The following is a 23531-nucleotide window of genomic DNA, read 5'->3' on the forward strand; positions in this document are numbered from 1 at the left end:
CCTCGGCAAATCAAACAAACAGCCCAAGAAGAATCCAAACTAAGTCTGATGTAAACACTGCCCCCTTGCCGGGAGGGGAAACTCAAGCGCTGTGCCAAATTCCCCTCCCCCTTGTGAGGAGGGGTTAGGGGTGGGGGTAATAAAGCCCACGTGACAAGCGGGTTTGCGTCAGAACAACCGGCCGCCGTCGGGGATTTTACGCTCGATGGCGCCGAGCACCACCGCGCCTTCCTCGTCGGGAAAGCCGAGCGTCAGCACTTCCGACATGAACGGGCCGATCTGGCGCGGCGGAAAGTTCACGACGGCGAACACCTGCCGGCCGACCAGCGTTTCGGGCGCATAGTATTTGGTGATCTGCGCCGACGACTTCTTGACCCCGATCGCCGGGCCGAAATCGATCCGCAGCTTGATGGCGGGCTTGCGCGCCTCGGGAAACGGCTCCGCCCCGACGATGGTGCCGGCCCGGATATCCACCTTGTCGAAATCCGCAAAACTGATTTCAGGCTTGCGTTCGCTGCTGGCGCTCATCGGTTCAGGCGGTTCCATGGGTTTCGAACAGGACGCTGGACAGCGCGTCCCTGGCCGAGGTTCCCGACCAGACGACGAACTGGAACGCCTGGAAATAGCATTCGCAGGCTTCCAGCGCCGACGACAGCAGCACCTCGACCTGCTGGCTCGACGGCTCGACACCGCCGGCAAGCAGCAGCGATTGCCTGAACATGATCGCGCCTTCCTGCTCCCACAGGTCGAAATGGCCGAACAGCATCTGCTCGTTGATCAGGGACAACAGCCGCATCACTTCCAGCGCGCGCGCTTCCGGCACCTTGATGTCGAAAGCGCAGGCAAGGTGCAGCGCCTCGAAATCCTCCATCCAGGAAAAGGAAACGTGGTAGTCGCTCCAGCTACCCACGACCGAGATCGAAATCTCGTCGTCGCCGGCGCGCTCGAACGACCAGTCGTTGTTATGCGCAACCTGCTCGATCACATCCACCGGGTGGATGTCACGCGAAACCTCGAGTTCCAGCAGTTCCATGAATGCTTCCCGTCGTTTGGGCGCAACTGCGCGCTCCGCGCAAATACGCACGCACACGAACAAATCTCGTCTTGAACTCGGACAGCCAGGACCGGTCTACAAGAAACCCCCAGGCCGGGACCCCACCGCCCGACACATGACCCTTCCCCGAATCATGCAACAAATTCAGTCTATTGATCGTGAGTCCGCTGACCAGCCCAATTTTCAGCAACGCCGCATTCGCATGTGGACAGTCGCTGCCGGAAAGATTCACGCAATGCCGGTAAGCGATTCACGACAAAGCGCTTTTTCAGGCTGTGGCTTTGTGGAAAAGTTTAGCGATTATTTTTTCGCAGGCCGCTTGCGCGAAGCCGGTCCGGCCTCGGAAGCGGGTTCGCCGTCCGCGCCAAGCTTCGCTTCGAGCGCCTCGATGCGCGCGGCAAGCCGGGCATTTTCCTCGCGGGCCTTCACGGCCATGTCGCGCACGACCTCGAATTCCTCGCGCTGCACCACGTCCATGGTGTTGAGAATTCGTTCCGCCTGCCCGCGAAAAGCCGTCTCGACCTCGCGGCGAACGCCCTGCGCCGCCCCGGCGGCATCGGTCATCAGCTTGGCGAACTCGTCAAGAATGCGGTTGGGTCCGGTCGACATGGCAAAACCTCGCTTGGTCGACTTGAGTTAGTAGGGCGCGGCGCGGAATGCAAGAACCTGCCTGCCTTGACCCGGCCAGCACGCTGCCGCATGTTCCCGCGCGAACCAGCCTCGCAACCGGGAGACCCCTGTTGAGCGACACCCTGCTCCTGCCGCTTGCGGCCCTGACCTTCCCGAACATCGATCCGGTCATCGTCACCATCGGCCCGCTCGCCATCCACTGGTACGGGCTCGGCTATATCGTCGGCATCCTGTTCGCCTGGTGGTACGGCAAGCGGCTCGTCACCAACCCGAAGCTGTGGCCCGACGGCCAACTGCCGATGAAGCCTGAAGACCTCGACGATTTCGTCGTCTGGGCAGCGATCGGCGTCGTCGTCGGGGGGCGCACGGGCTATGTGCTGCTTTACGACCTGCCCCGCTACCTCGCCAATCCGCTCGATATTTTCGCGGTATGGCAGGGCGGCATGTCGTTCCACGGCGGCCTGCTCGGCACGATCCTGGCCATGGTGCTGTTTTCGCGGTCGCGCAAGATACGCACCTGGTCGCTGCTCGACGTCGTCGCCGCCGGCGTGCCCGTGGGGCTCGGGCTGGTGCGGCTGGCCAACTTCATCAACTCCGAACTGTGGGGCCGCGTTTCCGACGTCCCGTGGGCGATGGTCTTCCCCAATGGCGGCCCGTTTCCGCGCCATCCCAGCCAGATCTACGAAGCGCTGCTCGAGGGCCTGGTGCTGTTCCTGGTCCTGCGCTTCCTCACCCACTCGCGCCTGAAGCTGAAGACGCCGCGCTTCGTCGGCGGCGCCTTCGTCTGCGGCTACGGCCTGTCGCGCATCTTCGTGGAATTCTTCCGCGAGCCCGACCAGCAGATCGGCTACCTGGCCGGCACCGGCTGGCTGACCATGGGCATGTTGCTGTCGCTGCCGATGGTGCTGATCGGCCTGTGGTGCATGCTGAGTGCCAGGCCCGTGGCCGCCTCCCGCCCCGCATGACGCGGCTCGAGCGGCGCATCGTCGAACTGATCGCGGCGCTGGGGCCGATACCGGTCAGCGAATACATGGCGCTCTGCCTGTTCGATCCGCGCGACGGCTACTACACGACGCGCGAACCCTTCGGAGCGCAAGGCGATTTCATCACCGCCCCGGAGATCAGCCAGATGTTCGGCGAACTCATCGCCGTCTGGCTTTACGAGGCCTGGCGGACGCTCGGCAAGCCGATGCCGGTCACCGTCGCCGAGATCGGCCCGGGCCGCGGCACGCTGATGAAGGACATGCTGCGTACGCTGGCCCGCCTCGATCAGGCTTTCATCAGCCAGGCGAACTTCGCCATGGTCGAAACCAGCCCGAGGCTGGCCGACATCCAGAAAAAGACGCTGGCGCAGGCCCCGGCCACCCCCCATTGGCACGAAACGATCGACACGCTGCCGCGGGCGCCGCTGCTCATCGTCGGCAACGAACTGTTCGACGCCATCCCGACACGCCAGTTCGTCCGCACCGAAAAGGGCTGGCGCGAGCGCATGGTCGGCCTCGACGACGACGATCGCCTGCGCTTTTTCGCCGGCGCGGCCTCGCTCGACCCGTCGCTGCTGCCCGCCGATGCCGAGGATGCGCCGCAAGGGGCGATCGCCGAACTGTCCCCTGCCCGTTCGGCGCTGATGACGGGCATCGCCGAACGCATCGCCGGCGACGGCGGCGCCGGCCTGTTCATCGACTACGGCTATCTGCGGCCAGGCGTCGGCGACACGCTGCAGGCCCTTCGCCGACACCGCCACGAGGACGTGCTGGCCAGTCCGGGAGAGGCGGACTTCACCAGCCATGTCGATTTTGCCGCCCTGGCCGAGGCGGCGCGCGCGCAAGGGCTCGACGCGCACACAGCCACCCAAGGCTCTTTCCTCCTCGACCTCGGACTGCTGGAGCGCGCCGGCCAGCTTGGCGCACGCGGCCCCGAAGCCTTGCGCGAAAAGCTTTCCGGCGAGGTCGAGCGGCTTGCCGGGCCGCAGGCGATGGGCGAGCTTTTCAAGGTTCTCGCCGTCATGTCGGCCGGCGTCTCGGTCGCGCCCTTTTACCGCACGGATTGACTTTCCCCGCCGGCCTGCATCACTGTCCTGCTTTCCGGGCCGGCCGGGATGGCGGCCAAACTTTGCTTGACGAAACCGGCGGCGGAGACAACAAGGCGACAATGTCTATACCGAACAAGCCGGCCCCGCTCCGGTCATCCTTGCTCGAACAGGCGAACGCCCACGGTATCCGCCACGGATTTTTCACCCGTGCCGGCGGCGTCTCGGAAGGCATCTATCGCGGCCTCAACACCGGCACCGGCTCCAGCGACGATCCGGCCCATGTGGCGGAGAATCGCCGTCGCGTCGCCGAGTGGATGGGCGTGGCACTGAGTCACCTGCTGACCGCCCACCAGATCCACTCGCCCGATGTCGTCATCGCGCGCGAGCCCTTTCCCGGTGATCGCCCCAGGGCGGATGCCATCGTCACGGACCAGCCCGGTCTTGCCATCGGCGCTTCGACGGCAGACTGCGGACCGGTGCTGTTTGCCGACACCGAAGCGCGCGTCGTCGGCGCGGCCCATGCCGGCTGGAAGGGCGCGTTCACCGGCGTGCTCGAGAACACGATCGCGGCAATGGAAAGCCTCGGCGCGCGGTGCCGCCATATCGTGGCGGTGCTCGGTCCCTCCATCGGCCCGAAGAACTACGAGGTCGGGCCCGAATTCGTCGCCCGCTTCGTCGAGGCCGATGCCGGCAACGCCCGTTATTTCGTGCCTTCGGAACGGCCCGGCCACGCGATGTTCGACCTCAACCGCTACACGGTCGACCGACTGAGGAAGGCTGGGGTGGAGGCCGACGCCCTCGGCCTCTGCACCTATGCCGACGAAGAGCTTTTTTACTCCTACCGGCGCGGAACCCACCGCAACGAGCCGGATTATGGGCGCCATGTGTCCGCCATTTGCCTGGAGAAAGAGTGATGGCCCTGCATTTCGAACGCTCGGAATTCGACGCGCGGCGCGACCGGCTGATGATCGAGATGGCCGACAAGAAGCTCGACGCCCTGCTCCTGTTCGCGCAGGAGAGCATGTACTGGCTGACCGGCTACGACACTTTCGGCTTCTGCTTCTTCCAGTGCCTGGTGGTGAAGGCCGACGGCTCCATGGTGCTGCTCACCCGCTCGGCCGACCTGCGCCAGGCGCGCCATACCTCGGTCATCGACAACATCGTGCTGTGGACCGACCGCTACGGCGCCAATCCGGCCATCGACCTGCGCAACCTGCTCAACGACCTCGACCTGCTCGGCAAGCGCATCGGCGTCGAATACGACACCCATGGCCTCACCGCCTTCAACGGCCGCCGGCTGGACGAGCAGTTGCAGACCTTCGGCCAGATTGCCGACGCTTCCGGCATCGTCAACCGGCTGCGCCTGTTCAAGAGCCCGGCCGAAGTGGCCAAGGCCGAGAAGGCCGCCAGCCTTTCCGACGACGCGCTGGACGCCGCCCTGCCGCTGATCAAGCAGGGGGGCGACGAGGCCGCCATCCTCGCCGCCATGCAGGGGACGATCCTGGCCGGCGGCGGCGACTACCCGGCCAACGAATTCATCATCGGCTCCGGCGCCGACGCCCTGCTCTGCCGCTACAAGGCCGGCCGCCGCAAGCTGAACAAGAACGACCAGCTGACGCTCGAATGGGCGGGCGTCTTCCACCATTACCACGCGCCGATGATGCGCACCGTGCTGACCGGCAAGGTCTCCAAGCGCCACCAGGAGCTTTTCGAGGCGGCCGAGGCAGCCCTTACCGCCGTCGAGAAGGCGATGACGCCGGACAACACCTTCGGCGACGTCTTCGATGCCCACGCCAAGGCGCTGGAGGCGCATGGCCTGACCAAGCACCGGCTCAACGCCTGCGGCTATTCGGTCGGCGCCCGCTTCTCGCCGTCCTGGATGGACATGCCGATGTTCTACCAGGGCAATCCCGAGCCCATCGCTCCGAACATGACGCTGTTCGCGCACATGATCATCATGGATTCCGAAACCGAGACCGCCATGACGCTCGGCCGGACCTACCTCACCACCGAGACGCAGCCGAAACCGCTGTCGCGCCATGATCTCGACTTGATCGTGCGATGAATCGAGGGCGCATGGTGTCGAAAATCGTTCAGAGTGAGGGAGTTAGGAAGGCAACGCGGCGGCCGCGGCTGGCGATCGTGTGCGTGTTGGCGGCAGTGGCGCTGGGCGGCTGCACCCGCGCCAACGACGTGCTCGAACCTTCGGCGATCAAACCAGCCGATCCGGCCGCGACGACCTCGATCCAGCCTGCCGGCCCGACCACCGGCAGCACGCAGGCAACGGGCTCGCCATCCGACCGGGCGGCTTCGGCCGCAGCACTCGCCAGGACCCGCCTGCAGATCGCGCCGATCGTCGGCGCCACGGTCGAGGCCGCGACGCCGCTTACCGAGCGGCTCGCGATGCGGGCGCGCGAACGCGGCATCAAGCTGACGGGCAGCGCCGCCGACCAGGCGCCGACCCAGACGCCGACATTGATGATCAAGGGCTACTTCTCCGCCCTGACGGAAGGCGCCGACACCACCGTGATCTATGTCTGGGACATCTACGACCCGGCCGGCAACCGGCTGCACCGCATCAACGGCCAGCAGAAGGCGGCCTCGGTGAAGGGAGGCGACGGCTGGTCCGCCGTGGCGCCCGAGACCATGCAGGCCGTTGCCGACACGACCATGGACCAGTTGGCCGCCTGGCTCGGCACCCGTACCGGCTAGGCCCGGCGCCGGCCCGACACGATCGATCCACCGCAAATTTTGCCGGGACAGCAGTTTTTTTGGATTAGCCGGAAGAATCCGGCTTTCTGCCCTTGCAATACCGGTCAAGGGTACTACAAGCCCCGTAAAATCCCTTCCAGGAACGATGAATGAAACTCTTCGCGGGCAATTCCAACAGGGTGCTGGCCGAGGCGGTAGCCCGTTATCTCAACATTCCCCTGGGGAAGGCCAGCGTCAGGCGGTTCGCCGACCAGGAAATCTTCGTTGAAATCCAGGAGAACGTGCGCGGCGAGGATGTCTTCATCCTGCAGTCGACCTCGTTTCCGACCAACGATCACCTGATGGAACTGCTCATCATGATCGACGCCTTCATGCGCTCCTCCGCCCGGCGCATCACGGCGGTGATCCCCTATTTCGGCTATGCGCGGCAGGATCGCCGTGCTTCCGGCCGCACCCCCATTTCGGCCAAGCTCGTCGCCAACATGATCACCCGCGCCGGCGCCAACCGCGTCATGACGCTCGACCTGCACGCCGGCCAGATCCAGGGCTTCTTCGACATCCCGACCGACAATCTGTTTTCGGTGCCGGTGATGGCCCGCGACGTGAAAGCGAAATACAAGCAGCTCGCCAACGTCATGGTGGTGTCGCCCGACGTCGGCGGCGTGGTACGCGCGCGTGCGCTCGCCAAACGCATCGACGGCCAGCTCGCCATCGTCGACAAGCGCCGCGAACGGCCGGGCGAATCCGAGGTGATGAACGTGATCGGCGCGGTGGACGGCAAGGACTGCCTGCTGTTCGACGACATCGTCGATTCCGGCGGCACGCTCTGCAACGCGGCCGACGCGCTGCTGGCCAAGGGCGCGTCGAGCGTCACCGCCTACATCACCCACGGCGTCCTTTCCGGCGGGGCGATCGCCCGCATCACCGGCTCGGCGCTGCAGGAGCTGGTGATCACCGACTCGATCCAGCCCAGCCAGGCCGTGCTCGACGCGAGGAACATCCGCGTCGTCTCCATTGCCGACCTCCTGGGCGAAGCGGTCTCGCGCACCGCGAGCGAGGAATCGGTGTCGAGCCTGTTCGACTGACGCTCGGCCAAACCGCCAGCTAAAACCGCCAGGAAAGGAGCCGTACCCGCCGGGTGCGCCTGCCTACGCGCGCGATTGGCCCAACGAGTGGGGCTCCCACAACCTAGCCTAAGGGCAGGCTGCGGCCTATAACCCGCGTGATCAGACCAAGGCGACGCGTCGAACGGCCTCCCGCGTGCGGATGCAAGCCGGGAAAAATCCGATGCGCCATCCCGGCCGGTTTCCAGCTAACCCGTCAAGGCTACTCCATTGACCGATACCACGATCTCGCCCAGCCAGCCTCCCGCCGACAAGGAAACGAACGTGCAGGCCACGGCGCAGGCAACGGCCCTTGCAGTCATCCTGGCGGTCAGCCTTTGCCACGGCATCAACGACATCATGCAGTCGCTCCTGTCGGCCATCTACCCGCTGCTGAAGGACAATTACGGCCTCGACTTCTGGCAGATCGGCCTCCTGACCTTCACCTTCCAGATGACGGCGTCGATGCTCCAGCCGGTCGTCGGCATGGTGACCGACAAAAAGCCGATGCCCTATTCCCTGCCCTACGGCATGGCGTCCTCGCTGGTCGGCCTGATCGTTCTCGCCTATGCCGGCCATTACTGGCTGCTGCTCGTCGGCGCCTCGCTGATCGGCATCGGCTCGGCGGTGTTCCATCCCGAATCCTCGCGCATCGCGCGGCTGGCCTCGGGCGGCAGGCACGGCCTTGCCCAGTCGCTGTTCCAGGTCGGCGGCAACGCCGGCCAGGCGATGGGCCCGCTGCTCGCCGCCTTCATCGTCGTGCCCTTCGGCCAGGCCAGCATCGCCTGGTTCGCGGTCGGCTCGCTGCTCGGCATCCTCGTGCTGTGGCAGGTCAGCGGCTGGTATGTGCGCCTGCGCGCGGCGATGAAGAACCGCAAGGCGTCCGCCTTCGTTTCGCCCTTCTCGAGAAGGCGGGTCGGCTGGGCGCTGGCGATCCTGACCCTGCTGGTCCTCACCAAGAACGCCTATGTCGCGAGCCTTGCCAGCTATTACACCTTCTACGTCATCGATAAATTCGACGTCTCGGTGCAGATGTCGCAGGTGCTTCTGTTCGTCTTCCTCGGTGCCTCGGCGCTGGGCATCCTGCTCGGCGGCCCCTTCGGCGACCGCTACGGGCAGAAGGCGATGATCTGGTTCTCGATCGTCGGCGTGCTGCCGTTCACGCTCGCCCTTCCTTACGCGAACTACGAATGGACCATCGTGCTCACCATCATCATCGGCCTGATCCTGTCCTCCGCGTTCTCCAACATCGTGGTGTTCGCGCAGGAACTGGTGCCCGGCCGCGTCGGCATGATCGGTGGCATCTTCTTCGGCCTCGCCTTCGGCATGGGCGGCATCGCAGCCGCGCTGCTTGGCATTGTCGCCGACTGGAAGGGCATCGATTTCGTCTTCAAGGTCTGCTCGTACCTTCCCTTCCTCGGCCTGCTCACCATCTTCCTGCCGAACATGAAGCACGCCGACAAAGCGGCCTGACCAGGCGGAAAGGCCGCGCTTGCGCCGCACCCGGCCTTCCGTTATAGAACCGGCACCCGCATAGACACCCTTGGAGGCAATGCGGGGGAATGTCGCCCGGTGCATGGCCTGTCCCGATAAAGGGACTGCTCTGGGGCCTGTGGCGGCTTCGACGTTTCCGGCACGGCTTGCCGCCCGGAGACGCTCCAAACAACACTGAAAGGAAATGCCATGAGCCAAGCTTCTTACGAGCTCAAGGCCGAAGCACGCGAACAGGTCGGTAAGGGGTCCGCCCGTGCAGTTCGCCGCGACGGTAAAGTACCCGCAGTCATCTATGGCGACAAACAGCCCCCCCTGGCGATCGCCCTGTCCTACAAGGAAATCTTCTACAAGATCCACGGCGGCGGCTTCCTGACCACGGTTGCCACGATCGACGTCGACGGCAAGAAGATCCAGGTCCTGCCGAAGGACTATCAGCTTGATCCGGTCCGCGATTTCCCGATGCATGTGGACTTCCTGCGCGTCGGCAAGAACACGCTGGTCAGCGTCGACGTTCCGGTGCACTTCATCAACGAGGAAAAGTCGCCCGGCATCAAGCGCGGCGGCGTTCTCAACGTGGTGCGCCACGAAGTCGAATTCCTCTGCCCCGCCAATGCGATCCCCGAGTTCATCACCGTCGACCTCGACGGTACGGAAATCGGCCAGTCGCTGCACATCTCGGCGGTCAAGCTGCCGGAAGGCGTCAAGCCGGTGATCTCCGACCGCGACTTCACCATCGCGACCATTGCCGGCTCCTCGGCGATGAAGTCGGAGGAAGGCGAAGCGGCCGCGGAAGCGGCGGCGCCTGCGGACGAGTCCGCGGAGAAATAAGCGCTTAGCGCCCGGAGACGACGATGCTGCTGTTTGCAGGCCTCGGCAATCCGGGCGCGCAATACGCCAACAACCGGCACAATGTCGGCTTCATGGCGGCGGACGCGATAGCCCGCCGCCATTCGTTTTCCCCCTGGTCGAAGAAATTCCAGGGCCTGGTCGCCGAAGGCAGCATCGCCGGCGAGAAGATCATCCTGATCAAGCCGCAGACCTTCATGAACCTTTCCGGCCAGGCGGTCGGCGAGGCGACGCGCTTCTACAAGCTGACGCCGTCGGCGGTCACGATCTTCTATGACGAACTCGACCTCGCCGCCGGCAAGGTGCGCGTAAAAGTCGGGGGCGGCTCCGGTGGCCACAACGGCATCCGCTCCATCGACCAGCACATCGGCAACGCCTATCGGCGCGTGCGCATCGGCATCGCCCATCCCGGCGCCCGGGAAATGGTCCACAACTACGTTCTCGGCGACTTCTCCAAGGCCGACCGGGAATGGCTCGACGTTCTCCTCGACGCCGTCGCCGACGATGTCGGCCTGCTGGCCCAGGGCGACGACAATTCGTTCATGAACCGCATCACGCTGGCGCTTCGCGACAAGCTCCAGCCGACCGGACCCGACGACACGCCGCCGCCGAAGGCGCCGAAGTCGAAGCCCGCCGCCGCCCAAAGCCACATTCGCCAGGCGCGACCCGCGCAGCTGGCGGTCAAGCTGCCCGAAAGCGGACCGATGGCGGCCATGCTGAAAAAGCTGTTCAACAAGGACTGAGCCTTACCAACACCTTGCCGGGGCTTGACGATCGCCGACCCTTTCGCCCATAGCCCTGAGCACATTCTCCATTCCCCGATAGGACTGAAAACATGGGTTTCAAATGCGGCATCGTCGGGCTGCCTAACGTCGGCAAGTCGACGCTGTTCAATGCGCTGACCAGGACGGCCGCCGCGCAGGCCGCCAACTATCCCTTCTGCACCATCGAGCCGAACACCGGCGAGGTGGCGGTGCCGGATCCGCGCATGGAGAAGATCGCCGCGATCACCAAGTCGAAGGGGATCATCCCGACGCGCATCTCCTTCGTGGATATCGCCGGCCTCGTGCGCGGCGCCTCCAAGGGCGAGGGGCTGGGCAACCAGTTCCTCGCCAACATCCGCGAGGTCGACGCCATCGTGCATGTGCTGCGCTGCTTCGAGGACGACGACATCACCCATGTCGAAGGCCGCATCGATCCGGTGGCCGACGCCGAAACCGTCGAAACCGAGCTGATGCTGTCGGACCTCGAAAGCCTGGAGCGGCGCATCGTCCAGTTCCGCAAGCGCGCCACGGGCAAGGACAAGGAAGCCACCACCGTCCTGCCGGTGATGGAAAGGGCGCTCGAACTGCTGCAGGCCGGCAAGCCGACCCGGCTGCTGCTCACCGAACTCGACCCGGAAGGCCTGCGGATCCTGCGCGATCTCAACCTCTTGACCTCGCACCCGGTGCTTTATGTCTGCAACGTCGCGGAAGGCGACGCCGCGACCGGCAACGCCTACAGCGCGGCCGTGGAGAAGATGGCGGCGGCGCAGGGCGCCGGCACCGTCGTCATTTCGGCGGCGATCGAGGCCGAGGTCGCCCAGCTTCCCGACGACGACGCGCGGGAGTTCCTGGCCGACATGGGGCTCGAGGAGCCCGGCCTGAACAAGGTCATCCGCGCCGGCTACGCGCTGTTGCACCTCATCACCTATTTCACCGCCGGGCCGAAGGAAACGCGGGCCTGGACCATCGAGAAGGGCACCAAGGCGCCGCAGGCGGCGGGTGTCATCCACACCGATTTCGAGCGTGGCTTCATCCGCGCCCAGACCATCGGCTACGAAGACTTCGTCACGCTGGGCGGCGAAGTCGCGGCCAAGGAAGCCGGCAAGGCGCGCGACGAAGGCAAGGACTACGTCGTGCAGGATGGCGACGTGATGCTGTTCAGGTTCAATACCTGACGAGGAGAAGACAGGCGGCGTGGCCGGCTTGTCCGGTGCCGCCGCAAGGTCCATGGTGATCGGAAGACGACAAGCGGGGCGAGCAGACATGGCGGCCAAGACCTGGGCCTTTGAGGATTTTGTCGAAGGCGCGACGCTCGACCTTGGCAGCAAGCTGGTAACCGCCGAAGAGATCGTCGAATTCGCCTCCGAGTTCGACGCCCAGCCGATGCATCTGGACGAGGAAGCGGGCAGGCGCAGCATCCTCGGCGGCCTGTCGGCCTCCGGCTGGCATACCTGCGCCATGTTCATGCGGCTTTTATGCGATGGCTTCCTGCTCGATTCGACGTCGCAGGGCTCGCCCGGCATCGAGTACGTCAAGTGGAAGAAGCCGGTGCTTGCCGGCGACACGCTGACCGGCCGCTGCACCATCCTGTCCAAGCGGCTGTCGCGCTCCAAGCCGCAACTTGGTTTCGTCCAGTTGCGCGCCGAGATGCTCAACCAGCGCGGCGAAAGCGTGTTCGAGTTCGAGAACTCCGCCATGTTCCTTACCCGGGAGGCTGCCGGATCATGAGCCTGGATGCGTTCTTCGCCATCGGCGTCACCGTCACGCTCGGCTCCCACACCTTCCAGCCGGACGAAATCAAGGCCTTCGCGCGCAAATACGATCCGCAACCCTTCCATGTCGACGAGGTCGCCGCGAAGAACAGCGTGTTCGGCGCCCTGTGCGCCTCGGGCTGGCACACGGCGGCGACGTGGATGAAATACCATCTCGCCTGCGGCATGGGCGGCTCCGGCTGGAGCGGCCCCGGCGAGCCGCCGGAATTCGGCCCCTCCCCCGGCTTCCGCAACCTCAAATGGCTGAAGCCGGTCTATGCCGGCGAAACCGTGCGCTTCACCCGCACCTGCCTTGCCCACCGCCCGGTCGCCTCGCGCCCTGGCGGGCGGCTCCTGACCATCCGCGCCGAGGGCTACGATTCCACCGAAGCCAAGGTCATCGAGTTCGAAAACGCCGTGCTGGTGAAGGTGCAATGAAGGCGCGCACGCTCCTCGAATTCATCGGCCTGCGTTCGCCGCCCCGCGCCTATGGCCACCGCATCGACACGTTCGAGCTTGAACGGGAGGGGCAGGTACAGTTCGCCCAGTGGCTTCACCCGAAGTGCAAGGCAAAGGTCCTTAACCAGGCAGCGGTCGATGAACTGCGCCGCTATATCGCGCCGGGAGATGCCGTGCTCGACATCGGCGCGCATATCGGTGATACCGCCGTGCCGTTCGCGCTGGCGGCCGGGCCGACGGGCCGTGTCTTTGCCGTCGAGCCGAACCGCTACGTGCTTCCGGTCCTCGAACTGAATGCCCGCCTCAATCCGGCAGCAGCACCCATCACCGTCCTTCCCTACGCCGCGACGAAGGAAACGGCGGCACTCACCTTCGACTACAGCGACCCGGGTTTTTGCAACGGCGGCGATCTATCGGATCTCGGCAGGCTGCGCGGCGGACATCTCTACCGGCTGGAGGTGGAGGGCCGCAACATCAGCCGCGAACTGGAAAACCTCGCGCCCGAATGGCTGGCGCGCGTGAAGTTCGTCAAGACGGACACCGAAGGCAACGACCTGGCCGTCATCGAAACGCTGCGAGAACTGATCGACAGCGCCCGCCCCTACCTGCTCTGCGAAGTCTACCGGCACACCTCGGAAGACTATCGCCGCTCGTTTCACCGCCTGCTGAGCGTGGAGTTCAACTACCGGGTCTATCGCGCCCGGCCCTATACCGAACTACGCGGCAAGGAACTCGGGGCCGACGACATGATGCAGGAGAGCCATTTCGACGTCTTCTGCGTGCCGGCCGAGCGAAGCTGAAACGGCGGCCGCCCGCACTCGTCAGTGCCCCTCGAACCCGATCAGTGTCCGCACCGGAACTCCCAGCGCCTCGAGCCTGCGGCGGCCGCCGAGGTCGGGCAGGTCGATGACGAAGCACGCCGCGAGGATATCGGCGCCGATCTGGCGCAACAGCTTCACTGCCGCCTCGGCCGTGCCCCCGGTCGCAATCAGGTCGTCGACGAGGATGACCTTCTCCCCGGGCTTCACGCCGTCCCGGTGCATCTCCATCTCATCCAGCCCGTATTCGAGGCTGTAGGCGACGCGTACCGTCTCGTGCGGCAGCTTGCCCTTCTTGCGGATCGGAACGAAGCCGGCCGAGAGCTGGTGCGCGACCGCACCGCCGAGGATGAAGCCACGCGCCTCGATGCCGGCGATCTTGTCGACCGTCCCAACGGCATGGGGCCGCACCAGCGCGTCGATGGCGTCGCGAAAGGCGCGGGCATTGCCGAGCAGCGTGGTGATGTCGCGAAACAGCACGCCCGGCTTCGGATAGTCGGGGATGGTGCGGATCGCGCCGCGCAGCGTGTCTTCGAGAGATTCCATGGGAGCGGGCTCCGGTTGCCTGTCAGTCTTGACGCTTCCGCGCCCAAAAGAAAAGGGCGCTCGACGGCGCCCTGTCCTTATTCCTTAACGGTTCGCCGCAAGCCGGCGAACCATGAACCGTCCGCTTAGTGCGCGACGCCGGCCCACACCTTGCGCTTGGTCGCATAGACCAGGCCAGCGAACAGAAGCAGGAAGATCACGACGCGGAAGCCGGTCTTCTTGCGCTCTTCCAGATGCGGCTCCGCAGCCCACATCAGGAACGCCGAAACGTCCTCGGAATACTGCTCGACCGTCTCCGGCGATCCGTCGCTGTAGGTGACCTGGCCGTCGGAAAGCGGCGGCGGCATCTTCAGCGAAACACCGGCGTTGAAGTACGGGTTGTAATGCGTGCCTTCCGGGATGACCATGCCGGCCGGCGGCTCCTGGTTGTAGCCGGTCAGCAGCGCATGGATGTAGTCCGGTCCGCCCGCCGCATACTGCGTGAAGATGTCGAAGACGAACTGCGGGAAGCCGCGCTCCAGACCCCGCGCCTTGGCCAGCAGCGACATGTCCGGCGGAGCGGCACCCCCATTGGCAGCGGCGGCCGCCTGCACGTTCGGGAACGGCGACGGGAAGTAGTCGGACGGCTTGCCCGGACGGTCGAACATGTCGCCGTCGTCGTTGGGGCCATCATGGATGGTGTATTCGGCGGCGAAGGCCTTCACCTGCGCTTCCGAGTAACCGAGGTCTTCCAGCGTGCGGAACGCCACCATATGCATCGAATGGCAGGCGGCGCAAACTTCCTTGTAGACCTGCAGGCCACGCTGCAACTGCGCCTTGTCGTAGGTCCCGAACGGGCCGTTGAAGCTCCAGTTGAACTCCTTGGGCTCATGGATCGGGAAGTGCGTCGGCGCGGCCGCGGCCGCCGTCTCTTCCTGGGCCTGCGCGGCGGTGCCGATGGCCGCGGCGCCCGCAAGCACCAGGCCGAATGCCGCCAGCGACGTGAGAATCTTTTTCATACCTAATCCCTCATCGATTCTCTAATCGCTCAGCCCCGCGTTTCCGGCGCGGCGCTGGCCCCGGCAGGATGTACGCTGCCGGCCCCCTTGTTCTTTTCCAGCACCGCCTCGGTAATCGAGTTCGGCAGGCGGCGCGGCGTCTCGATCAGGCCGAGAACCGGCATGATGATCAGGAAGAAGGCGAAGTAGAACAGCGTCGCCATCTGCGCCATGAACACGTAGCTGCCTTCCGCCGGCTGCGAACCGAGCCAGCCGAGCAGGACGGCGTCGGCGGCGAACAGCCAGAAGAACAGCTTGTACCACGGCCGGTAGACCGCCGAGCGAACCCGCGACGTATCGAGCCACGGCACCAGGAACAGCATGGCGATGGCGCCGAACATGGCCAGCACGCCGCCGAGCTTGGAGTTGATAGGCCCGATGTTGAAGGTGATGGCGCGCAGGATCGCGTAGAACGGCAGGAAGTACCATTCCGGAACGATATGCGCTGGCGTCTTCAGCGGATCGGCAAGCGTGTAGTTGTCCGGATGGCCGAGATAGTTCGGCAGGTAGAAGACGAAGTAGGCGAACACCAGCGCGAACACCACCATGGCCATGCCGTCCTTGATGGTCGCATAGGGCGTGAAGGCCACGGTATCGGTCTTCGACTTCACCTCGATGCCGGTCGGGTTGTTCTGCCCGACCACGTGCAGCGCCCAGATGTGCAGCACCACGACACCGGCGATCATGAACGGCAGCAGGTAGTGCAGCGCGAAGAAGCGGTTCAGCGTCGGGTTGTCGACGGCGAAGCCACCGAGCAGCAGCTCCTGGATCCAGTTGCCGACCAGCGGAATGGCGCTGAAGAAACCGGTGATGACGGTGGCGCCCCAGAACGACATCTGGCCCCACGGCAGCACGTAGCCCATGAACCCGGTCGCCATCATCAGCAGGTAGATGATGCAGCCGAGGATCCACAAAAGCTCGCGCGGCGCCTTGTAGGAACCGTAATAGAGACCACGGAAAATGTGGATGTAGACGGCGATGAAGAAGAACGACGCGCCGTTGGCGTGCAGGTAGCGAAGCATCCAGCCGCCATTGACGTCGCGCATGATCTTTTCGACCGAATCGAAGGCCAGCGACGTGTCGGACACGTAGTGCATGGCCAGCACGATGCCGGTCAGGATCTGCGCCACCAGCATGACCGACAGGATGCCGCCGAAAGCCCAGAAATAGTTGAGATTGCGCGGCACCGGATAGGCGACGAATGAATCGTAGACCAGGCGCGGCAGCGGCATGCGCGCGTCGAACCAGCGCCCCAGGCCGGTCTTCGGCATATAGGTCGAGTGTCCCTCGCTCATGAAAATACCCCCTACCTCAGCCGATCAGAATCTTTGTATCGGAAATGAATTTGAATACCGGAATTTCCATGTTCTCCGGCGCCGGCCCATGGCGGATGCGCCCGGCCGTATCGTAGACCGAACCGTGGCACGGGCAGAACCAGCCGCCGAACTCGCCTTCCTGGCCGAGCGGAATGCAGCCCAGATGGGTGCAGACCTGAACCATGACCATCCAGGCTTCCTTGCCGGGGGTGCTGCGGTTGGCGTCGGTCGCCGGCGCGTCGCTGGGCAGGTTGGCGTTGCGGGCCAGCGGATCCTTGAGGTCCGAAAGCTTGACGTCCTCGCCGCTCTTCATTTCCTCGGGCGTGCGGTTGCGCACCACCACGGGCTTGCCGCGCCACTTCACCACCAGCGAGGAGCCGGGAGCGAGCGACGACACGTCGACTTCGACGGTGGACAGCGCCAGCGTCGAAGCGTCGGGCCGCATCTGGTCGATGAAGGGCCACGCAAAAGCCCCCGCGCCAACCACGGCAGCCATGCCGGTGGCGACATAGAGAAAATCACGACGGTTGGGATCTTCGATCTCGGTTGCGCTCACGGGTGCCTGGTCCTTTCGCCTCTTACCTGCCGAAAGCCGAGCCCTTTTCCCCGCTCCATCGCATCTGCCCGACAGCGCATGGCGGACAGGCTAGCGAATTCCTCCGGCATTTTGACTTCGGTTTATGCGTGAAGCCCCTTTTTGTCCAGTCGGGTGAGCACCCAAGGGCAGATTGTCGCGGGGAGGAAATCCGGCGTTCGCCAACGCGGCAGACCGCCGTGTCCGCTTCGCGCAAAAACCACCTGTGGAAAGCTATCGCGCGCCGAGCCGCGCCAGAACCGCCTTGGGGATGTCATACTCGCGGATTGCGGCGTCGTGGCGGCGCAAACCGCACAATTCCCGCTGGATGAAGTAGGCGTGCACCGCCTCGGCCGCCGCCTTCAGGAGGACGGCGCGTTCCTCGGCCCCTCCCTTCCGCAACCGCGCCAGCGCGGCCTCCACCCGCTCGCCGGCACGGCCGAGAGAGGCCGCCTTTTCCGCCAGTATCTCGAAGCCGAGGACATCCGGGGCATCGTCGCCATGCCCGGACTGGCCGAAATTCGAAGGCATCCGCACCGCCATGATTCGCGTCCCTATCCGCGCCGGGCAAGTCGCGGCCCGCCCCTCATGCCGGCCGCGTTTCCTCGAGCGCGCTTTCCTCGTTGAACAGGAAGCCACCGGATTGGCGTTTCCACAACCGTGCATAAAGACCGTCGAGGGCGACCAGCTCGTCATGCGTACCCTCTTCCACGATGCGCCCGCCGTCCAGAACCACCAGCCGGTCGAGCGCCGCGATGGTTGAGAGCCGGTGCGCGATGGCGATGACGGTCTTGCCCTGCATCAGCCTTGCCAGGTTTTCCTGGATCGCCGCCTCGATGTCGGAGTCCAGCGCCGAGGTCGCCTCATCCAGCACCAGGATCGGGGCATCCTTGAGGAAAACACGGGCAATGGCGATGCGCTGGCGCTGCCCGCCCGACAATTTCACGCCCCGCTCGCCGACAAAGGCGTCGTAGCCGGCGCGGCCCTTGTTGTCGCGAAGGCGCAGGATGAAGTCATGCGCCTCGGCTTTCTTCGCCGCCGCCACCACGTCGTCGTCGCTGGCGTCCTCCATGCCGAGCCGGATATTGTCGCGCAGCGAGCGGTGGAACAGCGCGGTGTCCTGGCTGACCACGCCGATATTGGCACGCAGCGAATTCTGCGTCACCGTTGCCACGTCCTGCCCGTCGATGGCGATCCTGCCGCCTTCGAGGTCGTAGAGCCTCAGCATCAGGTTGACCAACGTGGTCTTGCCGGCACCCGAGGGGCCGATCAGCCCGACCTTCTCGCCCGGCCGTACGGTCAGGTCGATGCCGTCGAGCACGCCGCCGCCCTTGCCGTAGTGAAACGTGACGCCGTCGAAGTCGATACGCCCGCCGGCGACGATCAGCTCACGCGCATCCGGCGCATCGACCAGGCCGAGCGGCTGCGAAATCAGCGCCTTGGAGTTCTCCAGCACGCCCAGATTGCGCAGGATGCCGTTCAACTGCATCATCAGCCGGCCGAGCAGCATATTGAGCCGAAGCACCAGCGACAGGGTGAAGGCGACCGCGCCGACCGTGATCAGCCCGCCCATCCACAGGTAGACGGAAAAACAGCCGATCACCGTGATCATGACGCCCGACAGCGCCGTCAGCGCCACCCGCACGCCGGTCAGCCGGCGCGTGAACGGCTTGAGTTCGCCAAGATAGATGTCGAAGCCGTTGCGGATATAGCGATCGTCGCCGTCAGCCGCGAACAGCTTCAGCGTCTGCACGTTCGAGTAGGAATCGACGATGCGGCCGTTGATCATCGACCCGGCCTCGGCCGTCGCCTCCGCGTGCTTGCGGATCGACGGCAGGTAAAGCCTGGCCAACAGGCCGAAGGCGGTTATCCAGATCACCACCAGCACCGCCAGCCGCCAGTCGAGCCCCGCCACCAGCGCCAGCGTGGTGACGGTGTAGACGACCATGAACCACACCACCTCGATGAAGCTTTCCATCAGATCGCCGGTCGCCTGCCCCGCCTGCCACACCTTGGTGGCGATGCGGCCGGCGAAATCGTTCTGGAAGAAGGAATAGGCCTGGCGCGAGACATGTCGGTGCGCCTGCCAGCGCACGAGGTTGAAGAAGCCGGGCACCACAGTCTGCTCGCCGACCAGCGCCGACAGCGCCACGACGAGGGTGCGGATGACCAGCACCACCACGACCATAAACAGCAGCTCGGGACCGGCCGCCTGCCACAACGCATGCCAGCTTCGCTCGGCCGGTAACTGGTCGAGCAGATCGACGATGCGGCCGACGAAGTAGAACAGGCCGGCTTCGACCAGCGGCGCGATGCCGCCGATGACCAGCATGGCGAAAAAGGCGAACTTCGCCTGGCCGACATAGTGCCAGAGAAAGCCGCCGACACTGGCCGGCGGCCTGAGATTCGCGGGCTCCCGAAACGGGGAAACCCAGTTCTCGAACCAGCGGTAGAGTGCGTTCATCATGCGGCCGCGCTCCCGTTGGCAAAACTGTCGGCGCCGCTATTTTTTGTGGCCACAAAAATACTGGTCATCTCGGGCAATATCATATATAGAATAGAGATGGCGTGGGGGCGCTATGCGGTTCGAGTGGGACGAGAACAAGGCGAGGTCCAACAAGGCCAAGCACGGGATCGATTTCGAGGCGGTGCAGCTTTCGATTTCGACACCGCCCTTTATACCATAGACGACACGATGAACTATGGTGAGGAACGGATTCTTGCAATCGGGGTTGTCGGCGCCCGGTTACATGCCTTGGTTTTCACGGAGCGCGGCGACGTGGTTCGCGTAATTTCGCTTCGGCAGGCAACGAGAAGCGAAAACAGGAGATTCTATGAGCGCTAAAGCAAAGGATCGTTCCTACGCCTTGCCGAGTAAGCCTCAGGCAGAGACGTCCGGCTCCGCCGGTAGCGTGGCCCGGCCGCCCCTCGGGATGACCGCAAAGAGGCCGCCGCCGGACCCTGCGAAGCTTGCGCGCGCCAAGGAAATGGCGCGCGCCGCTTACGAAAACATGACCGATGAGAAGGATGACGCGATCACCGCCGCCGCTCTCTCCGACCCCGATACACCGCTTTTGGAGGAAGTGCTGGAGAGGAACGAACGGCGGCGTCTCGGCCGTCCGCCCCTGCCCCGCACGAAACGCTCCGTCCACCTGCGCCTCGATCAGGAAGTCATCGACTTCTTCGCCAAGGACGGCCCCGGCTGGCAGACGCGCATCAACGCCGCCCTGCGCAGGGCCGCCGGCCTAAAATAGCCATCACTCCGCCGCCGCCTCCTTCACGTCGACCGGGCCCTCGTCGAGCAGGAAACCGCCGGACTGGCGTTGCCACAACTGCGCGTAGAGGCCACCTGCGGCAACCAGTTCGTCGTGGGTGCCCTCCTCGACGATGCGGCCCTGGTCCATCACCACCAGCCGGTCCATGGCCGCGATTGTGGAAAGCCGGTGGGCGATGGCGATGACGGTCTTTCCCTGCATCAGCTTGTAGAGATTTTCCTGGATCGCCGCCTCGACCTCCGAATCGAGCGCCGAAGTGGCCTCGTCGAGAATCAGGATCGGCGCGTCCTTCAGCATGACGCGGGCGATGGCGATGCGCTGGCGCTGGCCGCCGGACAGTTTCACGCCGCGCTCGCCGACATGGGCGTCGAACCCCTTGCGCCCCTTGTAGTCGGCGAGCCCGCCGATGAAATCCATCACCGCCGCGCGCCGTGCCGCCTCGATCATCATTTCCTCGGTCGCATCGGGGCGGCCATAGAGGATGTTGTCGCGCACGGAACGATGCAGCAGCGAGGTGTCCTGCGTCACCATGCCGATCTGGGCGCGCAGCGAATCCTGCTTCACCGCCGCGATCTCCTGGCCGTCCACCAGAATACGGCCGCGTTCGAGGTCGTAGAAGCGCAGCAGCAGGTTGACCAGCGTCGACTTGCCCGCGCCCGAACGCCCGACGATGCCGACCTTTTCGCCCGGCCGGATGGTCAGCGACAGGTTGTCGATGACGCCCTTGCCCTTGCCATAGTGGAAGCCGATGCCTTCGAAGCGGATTTCGCCCCTATCGACGGCGATCTCGCCCGCCCCCGGCCGGTCCTCGACCAGCCGCGGCAGCGAGATGGAGCCGATGCCGTCCTGCACCGTGCCGACGTTCTCGAACAGCGCCGACATCTCCCACATGATCCATTGCGACATGCCCCAAAGGCGCAGCACAAGGCCGATGACCACGGCGACCGCCCCGATCGACACCAGGTCGCCCAGCCACAGCCAGATCGACAGCGCCGCGACGGCGAACAGAAGCAGCGAGTTGAGCAGATAGAGCAGGCCGTAGAGGCCGGTGACCAGCCGCATCGAGCGATAGACCGTGTCCATGAAGATGGCCATGCTGTCGCGCGCATAGGTCGCTTCGCGCCTGGCGTGAGAAAACAGCTTCACCGTCTGGATGTTGGCGTAGGAATCGACGATGCGCCCGGTCATCACCGAGCGCGCATCGGCCTGCTCGGCCGAAACGCGGCCAAGCCTCGGGATATAGTACCACAGGAGCAGCGCATAGCAGACGAGCCAGCCCAGAAGCGGCATGGCCAGCCGCCAGTCGGACGAGCCGACGATGACCAGCATGCCCAGGAAATAGACGATGACGTAGTTGAGCACGTCGATCACCTTGACCACGCATTCGCGCACGGCCAGCGCCGTCTGCATCAGCTTGGTGGCGATGCGGCCGGCGAACTCGTCCTGGTAGAAGCTCATCGACTGCTTGAGCAGGTAGCGGTGCACGTCCCAGCGGATGCGCATCGGGTAGTTGCCCATCAGCGTCTGGTCGTGGACGAGCGATTGCAGCAGCGCCATGCCCGGAAGGACGATGACGACGATGAACGCCATCACGGCGAGCTTCCAGCCTTCGGTCTGCAGGAAGGTCTCGCGATTCTGCGCCGACAGCCAGTCGACGATCCGGCCGAGGAAGCTGAACATCCACACTTCCGCCAGCGCGATCGCCGTGATCAGCAGGCCGGTGGCGGCGATATAAGGCCAAGCGCCGCGCGTATAATGCAGGCAGAACGCGATCAGCGTCCGCGGCGGCTCGACAGGTTCCGCCGCAGGAAACGGATCGAGTCTTTTTTCGAACCAATCAAACATGGTCTGTTCCCGATGAACGAGGAAGAGGATACCCGGCCCAGACCGCAGGGCGCGCGTGCCGGGGCACGACCCACAAGGTCGCCGGACACGCGGCCCGCTCTAGGCGCGGCCGGTTCTGAAGGGGTGGCGCAGCCGGAAGATCAAGCCGCTTGAGATGTCGGAAAAGCATTGAAGATACCTTCGAAAACCGGGAGCGGGTTTCGGCAGGATCAATGCGACAGGGCTTGGATAGCTACAAGAAATGTCGAACCGGAACCGCCGGCGGGCTGGACTGCAACGCGAGGAGTGGGCTGGTGTGGAAACGCGTCATCGATTACCCCTCCTTCGGTTCGTGTTGACAATGAACGCTCTATAGACGCATTCGCGCAAATTGACCAGCCGCGGGCATGATCCCCGGCCAAGCATCCTGCCATTGTGGCCGATGCGCCACATCTGAGCGAGTCGTGAAATGTCCCGCCCCAGCATCGCGCTCTACCAGCCCGACATCGCCGGCAACACCGGCACGATCCTGCGCCTGGCGGCCTGCCTCGGGCTCGAGGTCCACATCATCGAGCCGGCCGGCTTCGATCTCTCGGACCGGAACCTGAAGCGTGCCGGCATGGACTATCTCGAAATGGCGGCGCTGACGCGCCATCTCGACTGGGAACATTTCGAGGAATGGCGCAGGAGCGCGGGCCGGCGGCTGGCACTCCTGTCGACCCGGGCCGCCCTGCCCTATACGGAATTTCACTTCGCGCCGGACGACGTCCTCCTGTTCGGCCGCGAGTCGGCAGGCGTGCCGGAACATGTCCACGACAGCGCCGACGCCCGCCTCGTCATCCCGATGGCGCCCGGCGCGCGCAGCATCAATCTCGCCCTCTCTGTAGCGATGGTGGCCGGCGAGGCGCTGCGGCAAGTCAATGGGTGGCCGGTCAGTCGGCCGCCGGCAGGCGGCGCATCGTGAACTCGATGACGTCGCCCGGCCGCTCGAACCAGCTTTCGATCTCGGTCCAGTAGGCCTGCTTGGGAAAGCGCTCGAACCATTCCCGCGCCTTCAGCCGCGCGTCGCTGCGCGAAAGGACGAAGGTTTCCCGCACGAAGCCGTCCCGCGGCTTGCCCGCGTGCTCGGCGCGGCGGCGGTCCAGTTGCTTCTTCAGTCCGTCCAACGGCGGTCGTGCGGGAGTACGCATGAAAGAACTCCTTGACCCGTATCAAAGACAGACTAGGGATCGGCCCCACAAAAGACGAGTCATTTGTAGGCTTGGCTATCGGTCGATTCGCGGCCGTCATGGAGAT

Annotated in this window: 27 protein-coding genes; 16 read left to right on the plus strand and 11 right to left on the minus strand. The window is 64.8% G+C overall.

Annotated elements, in window-relative coordinates:
* Positions 1 to 168: 168 nt before the first annotated feature.
* The 3 genes from ACFOHJ_RS03050 to ACFOHJ_RS03060 all read right to left on the minus strand — a co-directional run bounded on the left by ACFOHJ_RS03050 (position 169) and on the right by ACFOHJ_RS03060 (position 1663).
* Complete coding sequence (locus ACFOHJ_RS03050; protein ID WP_378218409.1) at positions 169 to 528, minus strand: tRNA-binding protein; 360 nt, start codon at positions 526 to 528, stop codon at positions 169 to 171.
* Positions 529 to 532: 4 nt separating this feature from the next.
* On the minus strand, positions 533 to 1033 hold the full coding sequence (locus tag ACFOHJ_RS03055; RefSeq protein WP_378218411.1) for a type III secretion system chaperone family protein: 501 nt from the start codon (positions 1031 to 1033) through the stop codon (positions 533 to 535).
* Positions 1034 to 1354: 321 nt separating this feature from the next.
* The gene (locus ACFOHJ_RS03060) at positions 1355 to 1663 is read right to left on the minus strand and encodes an accessory factor UbiK family protein (protein ID WP_378218413.1); all 309 of its coding nucleotides are present in this window, start codon (positions 1661 to 1663) and stop codon (positions 1355 to 1357) included.
* Between the two features lie 131 nt (positions 1664 to 1794).
* Here ACFOHJ_RS03060 and lgt point away from each other — a divergent pair, with 131 nt between their 5' ends.
* The 13 genes from lgt to ACFOHJ_RS03125 all read left to right on the plus strand — a co-directional run bounded on the left by lgt (position 1795) and on the right by ACFOHJ_RS03125 (position 13645).
* Positions 1795 to 2649 (plus strand): prolipoprotein diacylglyceryl transferase, encoded by an 855-nt coding sequence (gene lgt / locus ACFOHJ_RS03065; protein ID WP_378218415.1) that lies wholly within the window; start codon positions 1795 to 1797, stop codon positions 2647 to 2649.
* Complete coding sequence (locus tag ACFOHJ_RS03070; RefSeq protein ID WP_378218417.1) at positions 2646 to 3734, plus strand: class I SAM-dependent methyltransferase; 1089 nt, start codon at positions 2646 to 2648, stop codon at positions 3732 to 3734. Before lgt ends, ACFOHJ_RS03070 begins: the two co-directional genes overlap by 4 nt.
* Positions 3735 to 3835: 101 nt before the next feature.
* Positions 3836 to 4630, plus strand: a complete 795-nt coding sequence (gene pgeF, locus ACFOHJ_RS03075) for a peptidoglycan editing factor PgeF (RefSeq protein WP_378218419.1) — start codon at positions 3836 to 3838, stop codon at positions 4628 to 4630.
* Entirely contained in the window at positions 4630 to 5781 is a 1152-nt protein-coding gene (locus tag ACFOHJ_RS03080) for a M24 family metallopeptidase (protein WP_378218421.1), read from the plus strand. The genes pgeF and ACFOHJ_RS03080 overlap by 1 nt, the downstream gene beginning before the upstream one ends.
* Before the next feature lie 11 nt (positions 5782 to 5792).
* Positions 5793 to 6428, plus strand: coding sequence for a hypothetical protein (locus ACFOHJ_RS03085; protein WP_378218423.1), 636 nt, complete (start codon positions 5793 to 5795; stop codon positions 6426 to 6428).
* Positions 6429 to 6577: 149 nt separating this feature from the next.
* The gene (locus tag ACFOHJ_RS03090) at positions 6578 to 7513 is read left to right on the plus strand and encodes a ribose-phosphate pyrophosphokinase (RefSeq protein ID WP_378218425.1); all 936 of its coding nucleotides are present in this window, start codon (positions 6578 to 6580) and stop codon (positions 7511 to 7513) included.
* 264 nt (positions 7514 to 7777) lie between these two features.
* Positions 7778 to 9004 carry an MFS transporter gene (locus tag ACFOHJ_RS03095; protein ID WP_378218708.1) on the plus strand — a complete coding sequence of 409 codons (1227 nt, stop codon included), beginning with the start codon at positions 7778 to 7780 and terminating at the stop codon, positions 9002 to 9004.
* A gap of 210 nt (positions 9005 to 9214) precedes the next feature.
* Positions 9215 to 9853 carry a 50S ribosomal protein L25/general stress protein Ctc gene (locus ACFOHJ_RS03100; protein ID WP_378218427.1) on the plus strand — a complete coding sequence of 213 codons (639 nt, stop codon included), beginning with the start codon at positions 9215 to 9217 and terminating at the stop codon, positions 9851 to 9853.
* A gap of 23 nt (positions 9854 to 9876) precedes the next feature.
* Positions 9877 to 10614 (plus strand): aminoacyl-tRNA hydrolase, encoded by a 738-nt coding sequence (gene pth / locus ACFOHJ_RS03105; RefSeq protein WP_378218430.1) that lies wholly within the window; start codon positions 9877 to 9879, stop codon positions 10612 to 10614.
* A gap of 92 nt (positions 10615 to 10706) precedes the next feature.
* A complete protein-coding gene (gene ychF, locus ACFOHJ_RS03110; RefSeq protein ID WP_378218432.1) occupies positions 10707 to 11810 on the plus strand; it encodes a redox-regulated ATPase YchF in 1104 nt (367 codons plus the stop codon).
* Between the two features lie 88 nt (positions 11811 to 11898).
* A complete protein-coding gene (locus ACFOHJ_RS03115; RefSeq protein WP_378218434.1) occupies positions 11899 to 12363 on the plus strand; it encodes a MaoC family dehydratase in 465 nt (154 codons plus the stop codon).
* The gene (locus ACFOHJ_RS03120; protein WP_378218436.1) at positions 12360 to 12824 is read left to right on the plus strand and encodes a MaoC family dehydratase; all 465 of its coding nucleotides are present in this window, start codon (positions 12360 to 12362) and stop codon (positions 12822 to 12824) included. The genes ACFOHJ_RS03115 and ACFOHJ_RS03120 overlap by 4 nt, the downstream gene beginning before the upstream one ends.
* Complete coding sequence (locus tag ACFOHJ_RS03125; protein WP_378218437.1) at positions 12821 to 13645, plus strand: FkbM family methyltransferase; 825 nt, start codon at positions 12821 to 12823, stop codon at positions 13643 to 13645. Before ACFOHJ_RS03120 ends, ACFOHJ_RS03125 begins: the two co-directional genes overlap by 4 nt.
* A 21-nt stretch (positions 13646 to 13666) precedes the next feature.
* On the opposite strand, the gene ACFOHJ_RS03130 is transcribed toward ACFOHJ_RS03125, so the two are convergent.
* From ACFOHJ_RS03130 to ACFOHJ_RS03155, 6 genes are all read right to left on the minus strand, one after another.
* Positions 13667 to 14209, minus strand: a complete 543-nt coding sequence (locus tag ACFOHJ_RS03130) for an adenine phosphoribosyltransferase (protein WP_378218439.1) — start codon at positions 14207 to 14209, stop codon at positions 13667 to 13669.
* A gap of 125 nt (positions 14210 to 14334) precedes the next feature.
* On the minus strand, positions 14335 to 15207 hold the full coding sequence (locus ACFOHJ_RS03135; RefSeq protein ID WP_378218440.1) for a cytochrome c1: 873 nt from the start codon (positions 15205 to 15207) through the stop codon (positions 14335 to 14337).
* A 29-nt stretch (positions 15208 to 15236) separates the two neighbouring features.
* A complete protein-coding gene (locus ACFOHJ_RS03140) occupies positions 15237 to 16541 on the minus strand; it encodes a cytochrome b (RefSeq protein WP_378218442.1) in 1305 nt (434 codons plus the stop codon).
* A gap of 16 nt (positions 16542 to 16557) precedes the next feature.
* The gene (petA, locus tag ACFOHJ_RS03145) at positions 16558 to 17118 is read right to left on the minus strand and encodes a ubiquinol-cytochrome c reductase iron-sulfur subunit (protein ID WP_378218444.1); all 561 of its coding nucleotides are present in this window, start codon (positions 17116 to 17118) and stop codon (positions 16558 to 16560) included.
* Between the two features lie 252 nt (positions 17119 to 17370).
* Positions 17371 to 17679: a DUF6665 family protein gene (locus ACFOHJ_RS03150; protein WP_378218445.1), complete on the minus strand. Its 309-nt coding sequence runs from the start codon at positions 17677 to 17679 to the stop codon at positions 17371 to 17373.
* 43 nt (positions 17680 to 17722) lie between these two features.
* Positions 17723 to 19603: an ABC transporter ATP-binding protein gene (locus ACFOHJ_RS03155; protein WP_378218447.1), complete on the minus strand. Its 1881-nt coding sequence runs from the start codon at positions 19601 to 19603 to the stop codon at positions 17723 to 17725.
* A 15-nt stretch (positions 19604 to 19618) separates the two neighbouring features.
* Between ACFOHJ_RS03155 and ACFOHJ_RS03160 the strand changes: the two genes are divergently transcribed.
* The gene (locus ACFOHJ_RS03160; RefSeq protein ID WP_378218449.1) at positions 19619 to 19981 is read left to right on the plus strand and encodes a BrnT family toxin; all 363 of its coding nucleotides are present in this window, start codon (positions 19619 to 19621) and stop codon (positions 19979 to 19981) included.
* An 88-nt stretch (positions 19982 to 20069) separates the two neighbouring features.
* Positions 20070 to 20390 carry a BrnA antitoxin family protein gene (locus tag ACFOHJ_RS03165; RefSeq protein WP_378218451.1) on the plus strand — a complete coding sequence of 107 codons (321 nt, stop codon included), beginning with the start codon at positions 20070 to 20072 and terminating at the stop codon, positions 20388 to 20390.
* 3 nt (positions 20391 to 20393) lie between these two features.
* Here ACFOHJ_RS03165 and ACFOHJ_RS03170 read toward each other — a convergent pair whose 3' ends face one another.
* Positions 20394 to 22256, minus strand: a complete 1863-nt coding sequence (locus ACFOHJ_RS03170; RefSeq protein WP_378218453.1) for an ABC transporter ATP-binding protein — start codon at positions 22254 to 22256, stop codon at positions 20394 to 20396.
* A 448-nt stretch (positions 22257 to 22704) separates the two neighbouring features.
* On the opposite strand from ACFOHJ_RS03170, the gene ACFOHJ_RS03175 reads away from it, so the two are divergent.
* Complete coding sequence (locus ACFOHJ_RS03175) at positions 22705 to 23199, plus strand: tRNA (cytidine(34)-2'-O)-methyltransferase (RefSeq protein WP_378218455.1); 495 nt, start codon at positions 22705 to 22707, stop codon at positions 23197 to 23199.
* Here the strand turns inward: ACFOHJ_RS03175 and ACFOHJ_RS03180 are convergent.
* Positions 23168 to 23425, minus strand: coding sequence for a hypothetical protein (locus ACFOHJ_RS03180; protein WP_378218456.1), 258 nt, complete (start codon positions 23423 to 23425; stop codon positions 23168 to 23170). The two genes, ACFOHJ_RS03175 and ACFOHJ_RS03180, sit on opposite strands and share 32 nt — an antisense overlap.
* Positions 23426 to 23531 lie beyond the last annotated feature (106 nt).

The organism is Aquamicrobium soli (assembly GCF_042646345.1).
Taxonomy (GTDB): domain Bacteria; phylum Pseudomonadota; class Alphaproteobacteria; order Rhizobiales; family Rhizobiaceae; genus Mesorhizobium; species Mesorhizobium soli_A.

What these genes read in the sequence shown, in the direction of transcription:
- ACFOHJ_RS03150 (WP_378218445.1), bottom strand. Translation starts at nt 17,679, where the DNA reads ATGGCGGTGCGGATGCCTTCGAATTTCGGCCAGTCCGGGCATGGCGAC.
- ACFOHJ_RS03175 (WP_378218455.1), top strand. Translation starts at nt 22,705, where the DNA reads ATGTCCCGCCCCAGCATCGCGCTCTACCAGCCCGACATCGCCGGCAAC.
- ACFOHJ_RS03115 (WP_378218434.1), top strand. Translation starts at nt 11,899, where the DNA reads ATGGCGGCCAAGACCTGGGCCTTTGAGGATTTTGTCGAAGGCGCGACG.
- ACFOHJ_RS03085 (WP_378218423.1), top strand. Translation starts at nt 5,793, where the DNA reads ATGGTGTCGAAAATCGTTCAGAGTGAGGGAGTTAGGAAGGCAACGCGG.
- ACFOHJ_RS03070 (WP_378218417.1), top strand. Translation starts at nt 2,646, where the DNA reads ATGACGCGGCTCGAGCGGCGCATCGTCGAACTGATCGCGGCGCTGGGG.
- ACFOHJ_RS03165 (WP_378218451.1), top strand. Translation starts at nt 20,070, where the DNA reads ATGACCGCAAAGAGGCCGCCGCCGGACCCTGCGAAGCTTGCGCGCGCC.
- ACFOHJ_RS03120 (WP_378218436.1), top strand. Translation starts at nt 12,360, where the DNA reads ATGAGCCTGGATGCGTTCTTCGCCATCGGCGTCACCGTCACGCTCGGC.
- ACFOHJ_RS03180 (WP_378218456.1), bottom strand. Translation starts at nt 23,425, where the DNA reads ATGCGTACTCCCGCACGACCGCCGTTGGACGGACTGAAGAAGCAACTG.
- ACFOHJ_RS03050 (WP_378218409.1), bottom strand. Translation starts at nt 528, where the DNA reads ATGAGCGCCAGCAGCGAACGCAAGCCTGAAATCAGTTTTGCGGATTTC.
- pgeF (WP_378218419.1), top strand. Translation starts at nt 3,836, where the DNA reads ATGTCTATACCGAACAAGCCGGCCCCGCTCCGGTCATCCTTGCTCGAA.
- ychF (WP_378218432.1), top strand. Translation starts at nt 10,707, where the DNA reads ATGGGTTTCAAATGCGGCATCGTCGGGCTGCCTAACGTCGGCAAGTCG.
- ACFOHJ_RS03125 (WP_378218437.1), top strand. Translation starts at nt 12,821, where the DNA reads ATGAAGGCGCGCACGCTCCTCGAATTCATCGGCCTGCGTTCGCCGCCC.
- ACFOHJ_RS03140 (WP_378218442.1), bottom strand. Translation starts at nt 16,541, where the DNA reads ATGAGCGAGGGACACTCGACCTATATGCCGAAGACCGGCCTGGGGCGC.
- ACFOHJ_RS03135 (WP_378218440.1), bottom strand. Translation starts at nt 15,207, where the DNA reads ATGAAAAAGATTCTCACGTCGCTGGCGGCATTCGGCCTGGTGCTTGCG.
- ACFOHJ_RS03100 (WP_378218427.1), top strand. Translation starts at nt 9,215, where the DNA reads ATGAGCCAAGCTTCTTACGAGCTCAAGGCCGAAGCACGCGAACAGGTC.
- ACFOHJ_RS03155 (WP_378218447.1), bottom strand. Translation starts at nt 19,603, where the DNA reads ATGATGAACGCACTCTACCGCTGGTTCGAGAACTGGGTTTCCCCGTTT.
- ACFOHJ_RS03055 (WP_378218411.1), bottom strand. Translation starts at nt 1,033, where the DNA reads ATGGAACTGCTGGAACTCGAGGTTTCGCGTGACATCCACCCGGTGGAT.
- ACFOHJ_RS03080 (WP_378218421.1), top strand. Translation starts at nt 4,630, where the DNA reads ATGGCCCTGCATTTCGAACGCTCGGAATTCGACGCGCGGCGCGACCGG.
- ACFOHJ_RS03170 (WP_378218453.1), bottom strand. Translation starts at nt 22,256, where the DNA reads ATGTTTGATTGGTTCGAAAAAAGACTCGATCCGTTTCCTGCGGCGGAA.
- pth (WP_378218430.1), top strand. Translation starts at nt 9,877, where the DNA reads ATGCTGCTGTTTGCAGGCCTCGGCAATCCGGGCGCGCAATACGCCAAC.
- ACFOHJ_RS03130 (WP_378218439.1), bottom strand. Translation starts at nt 14,209, where the DNA reads ATGGAATCTCTCGAAGACACGCTGCGCGGCGCGATCCGCACCATCCCC.
- ACFOHJ_RS03060 (WP_378218413.1), bottom strand. Translation starts at nt 1,663, where the DNA reads ATGTCGACCGGACCCAACCGCATTCTTGACGAGTTCGCCAAGCTGATG.
- ACFOHJ_RS03090 (WP_378218425.1), top strand. Translation starts at nt 6,578, where the DNA reads ATGAAACTCTTCGCGGGCAATTCCAACAGGGTGCTGGCCGAGGCGGTA.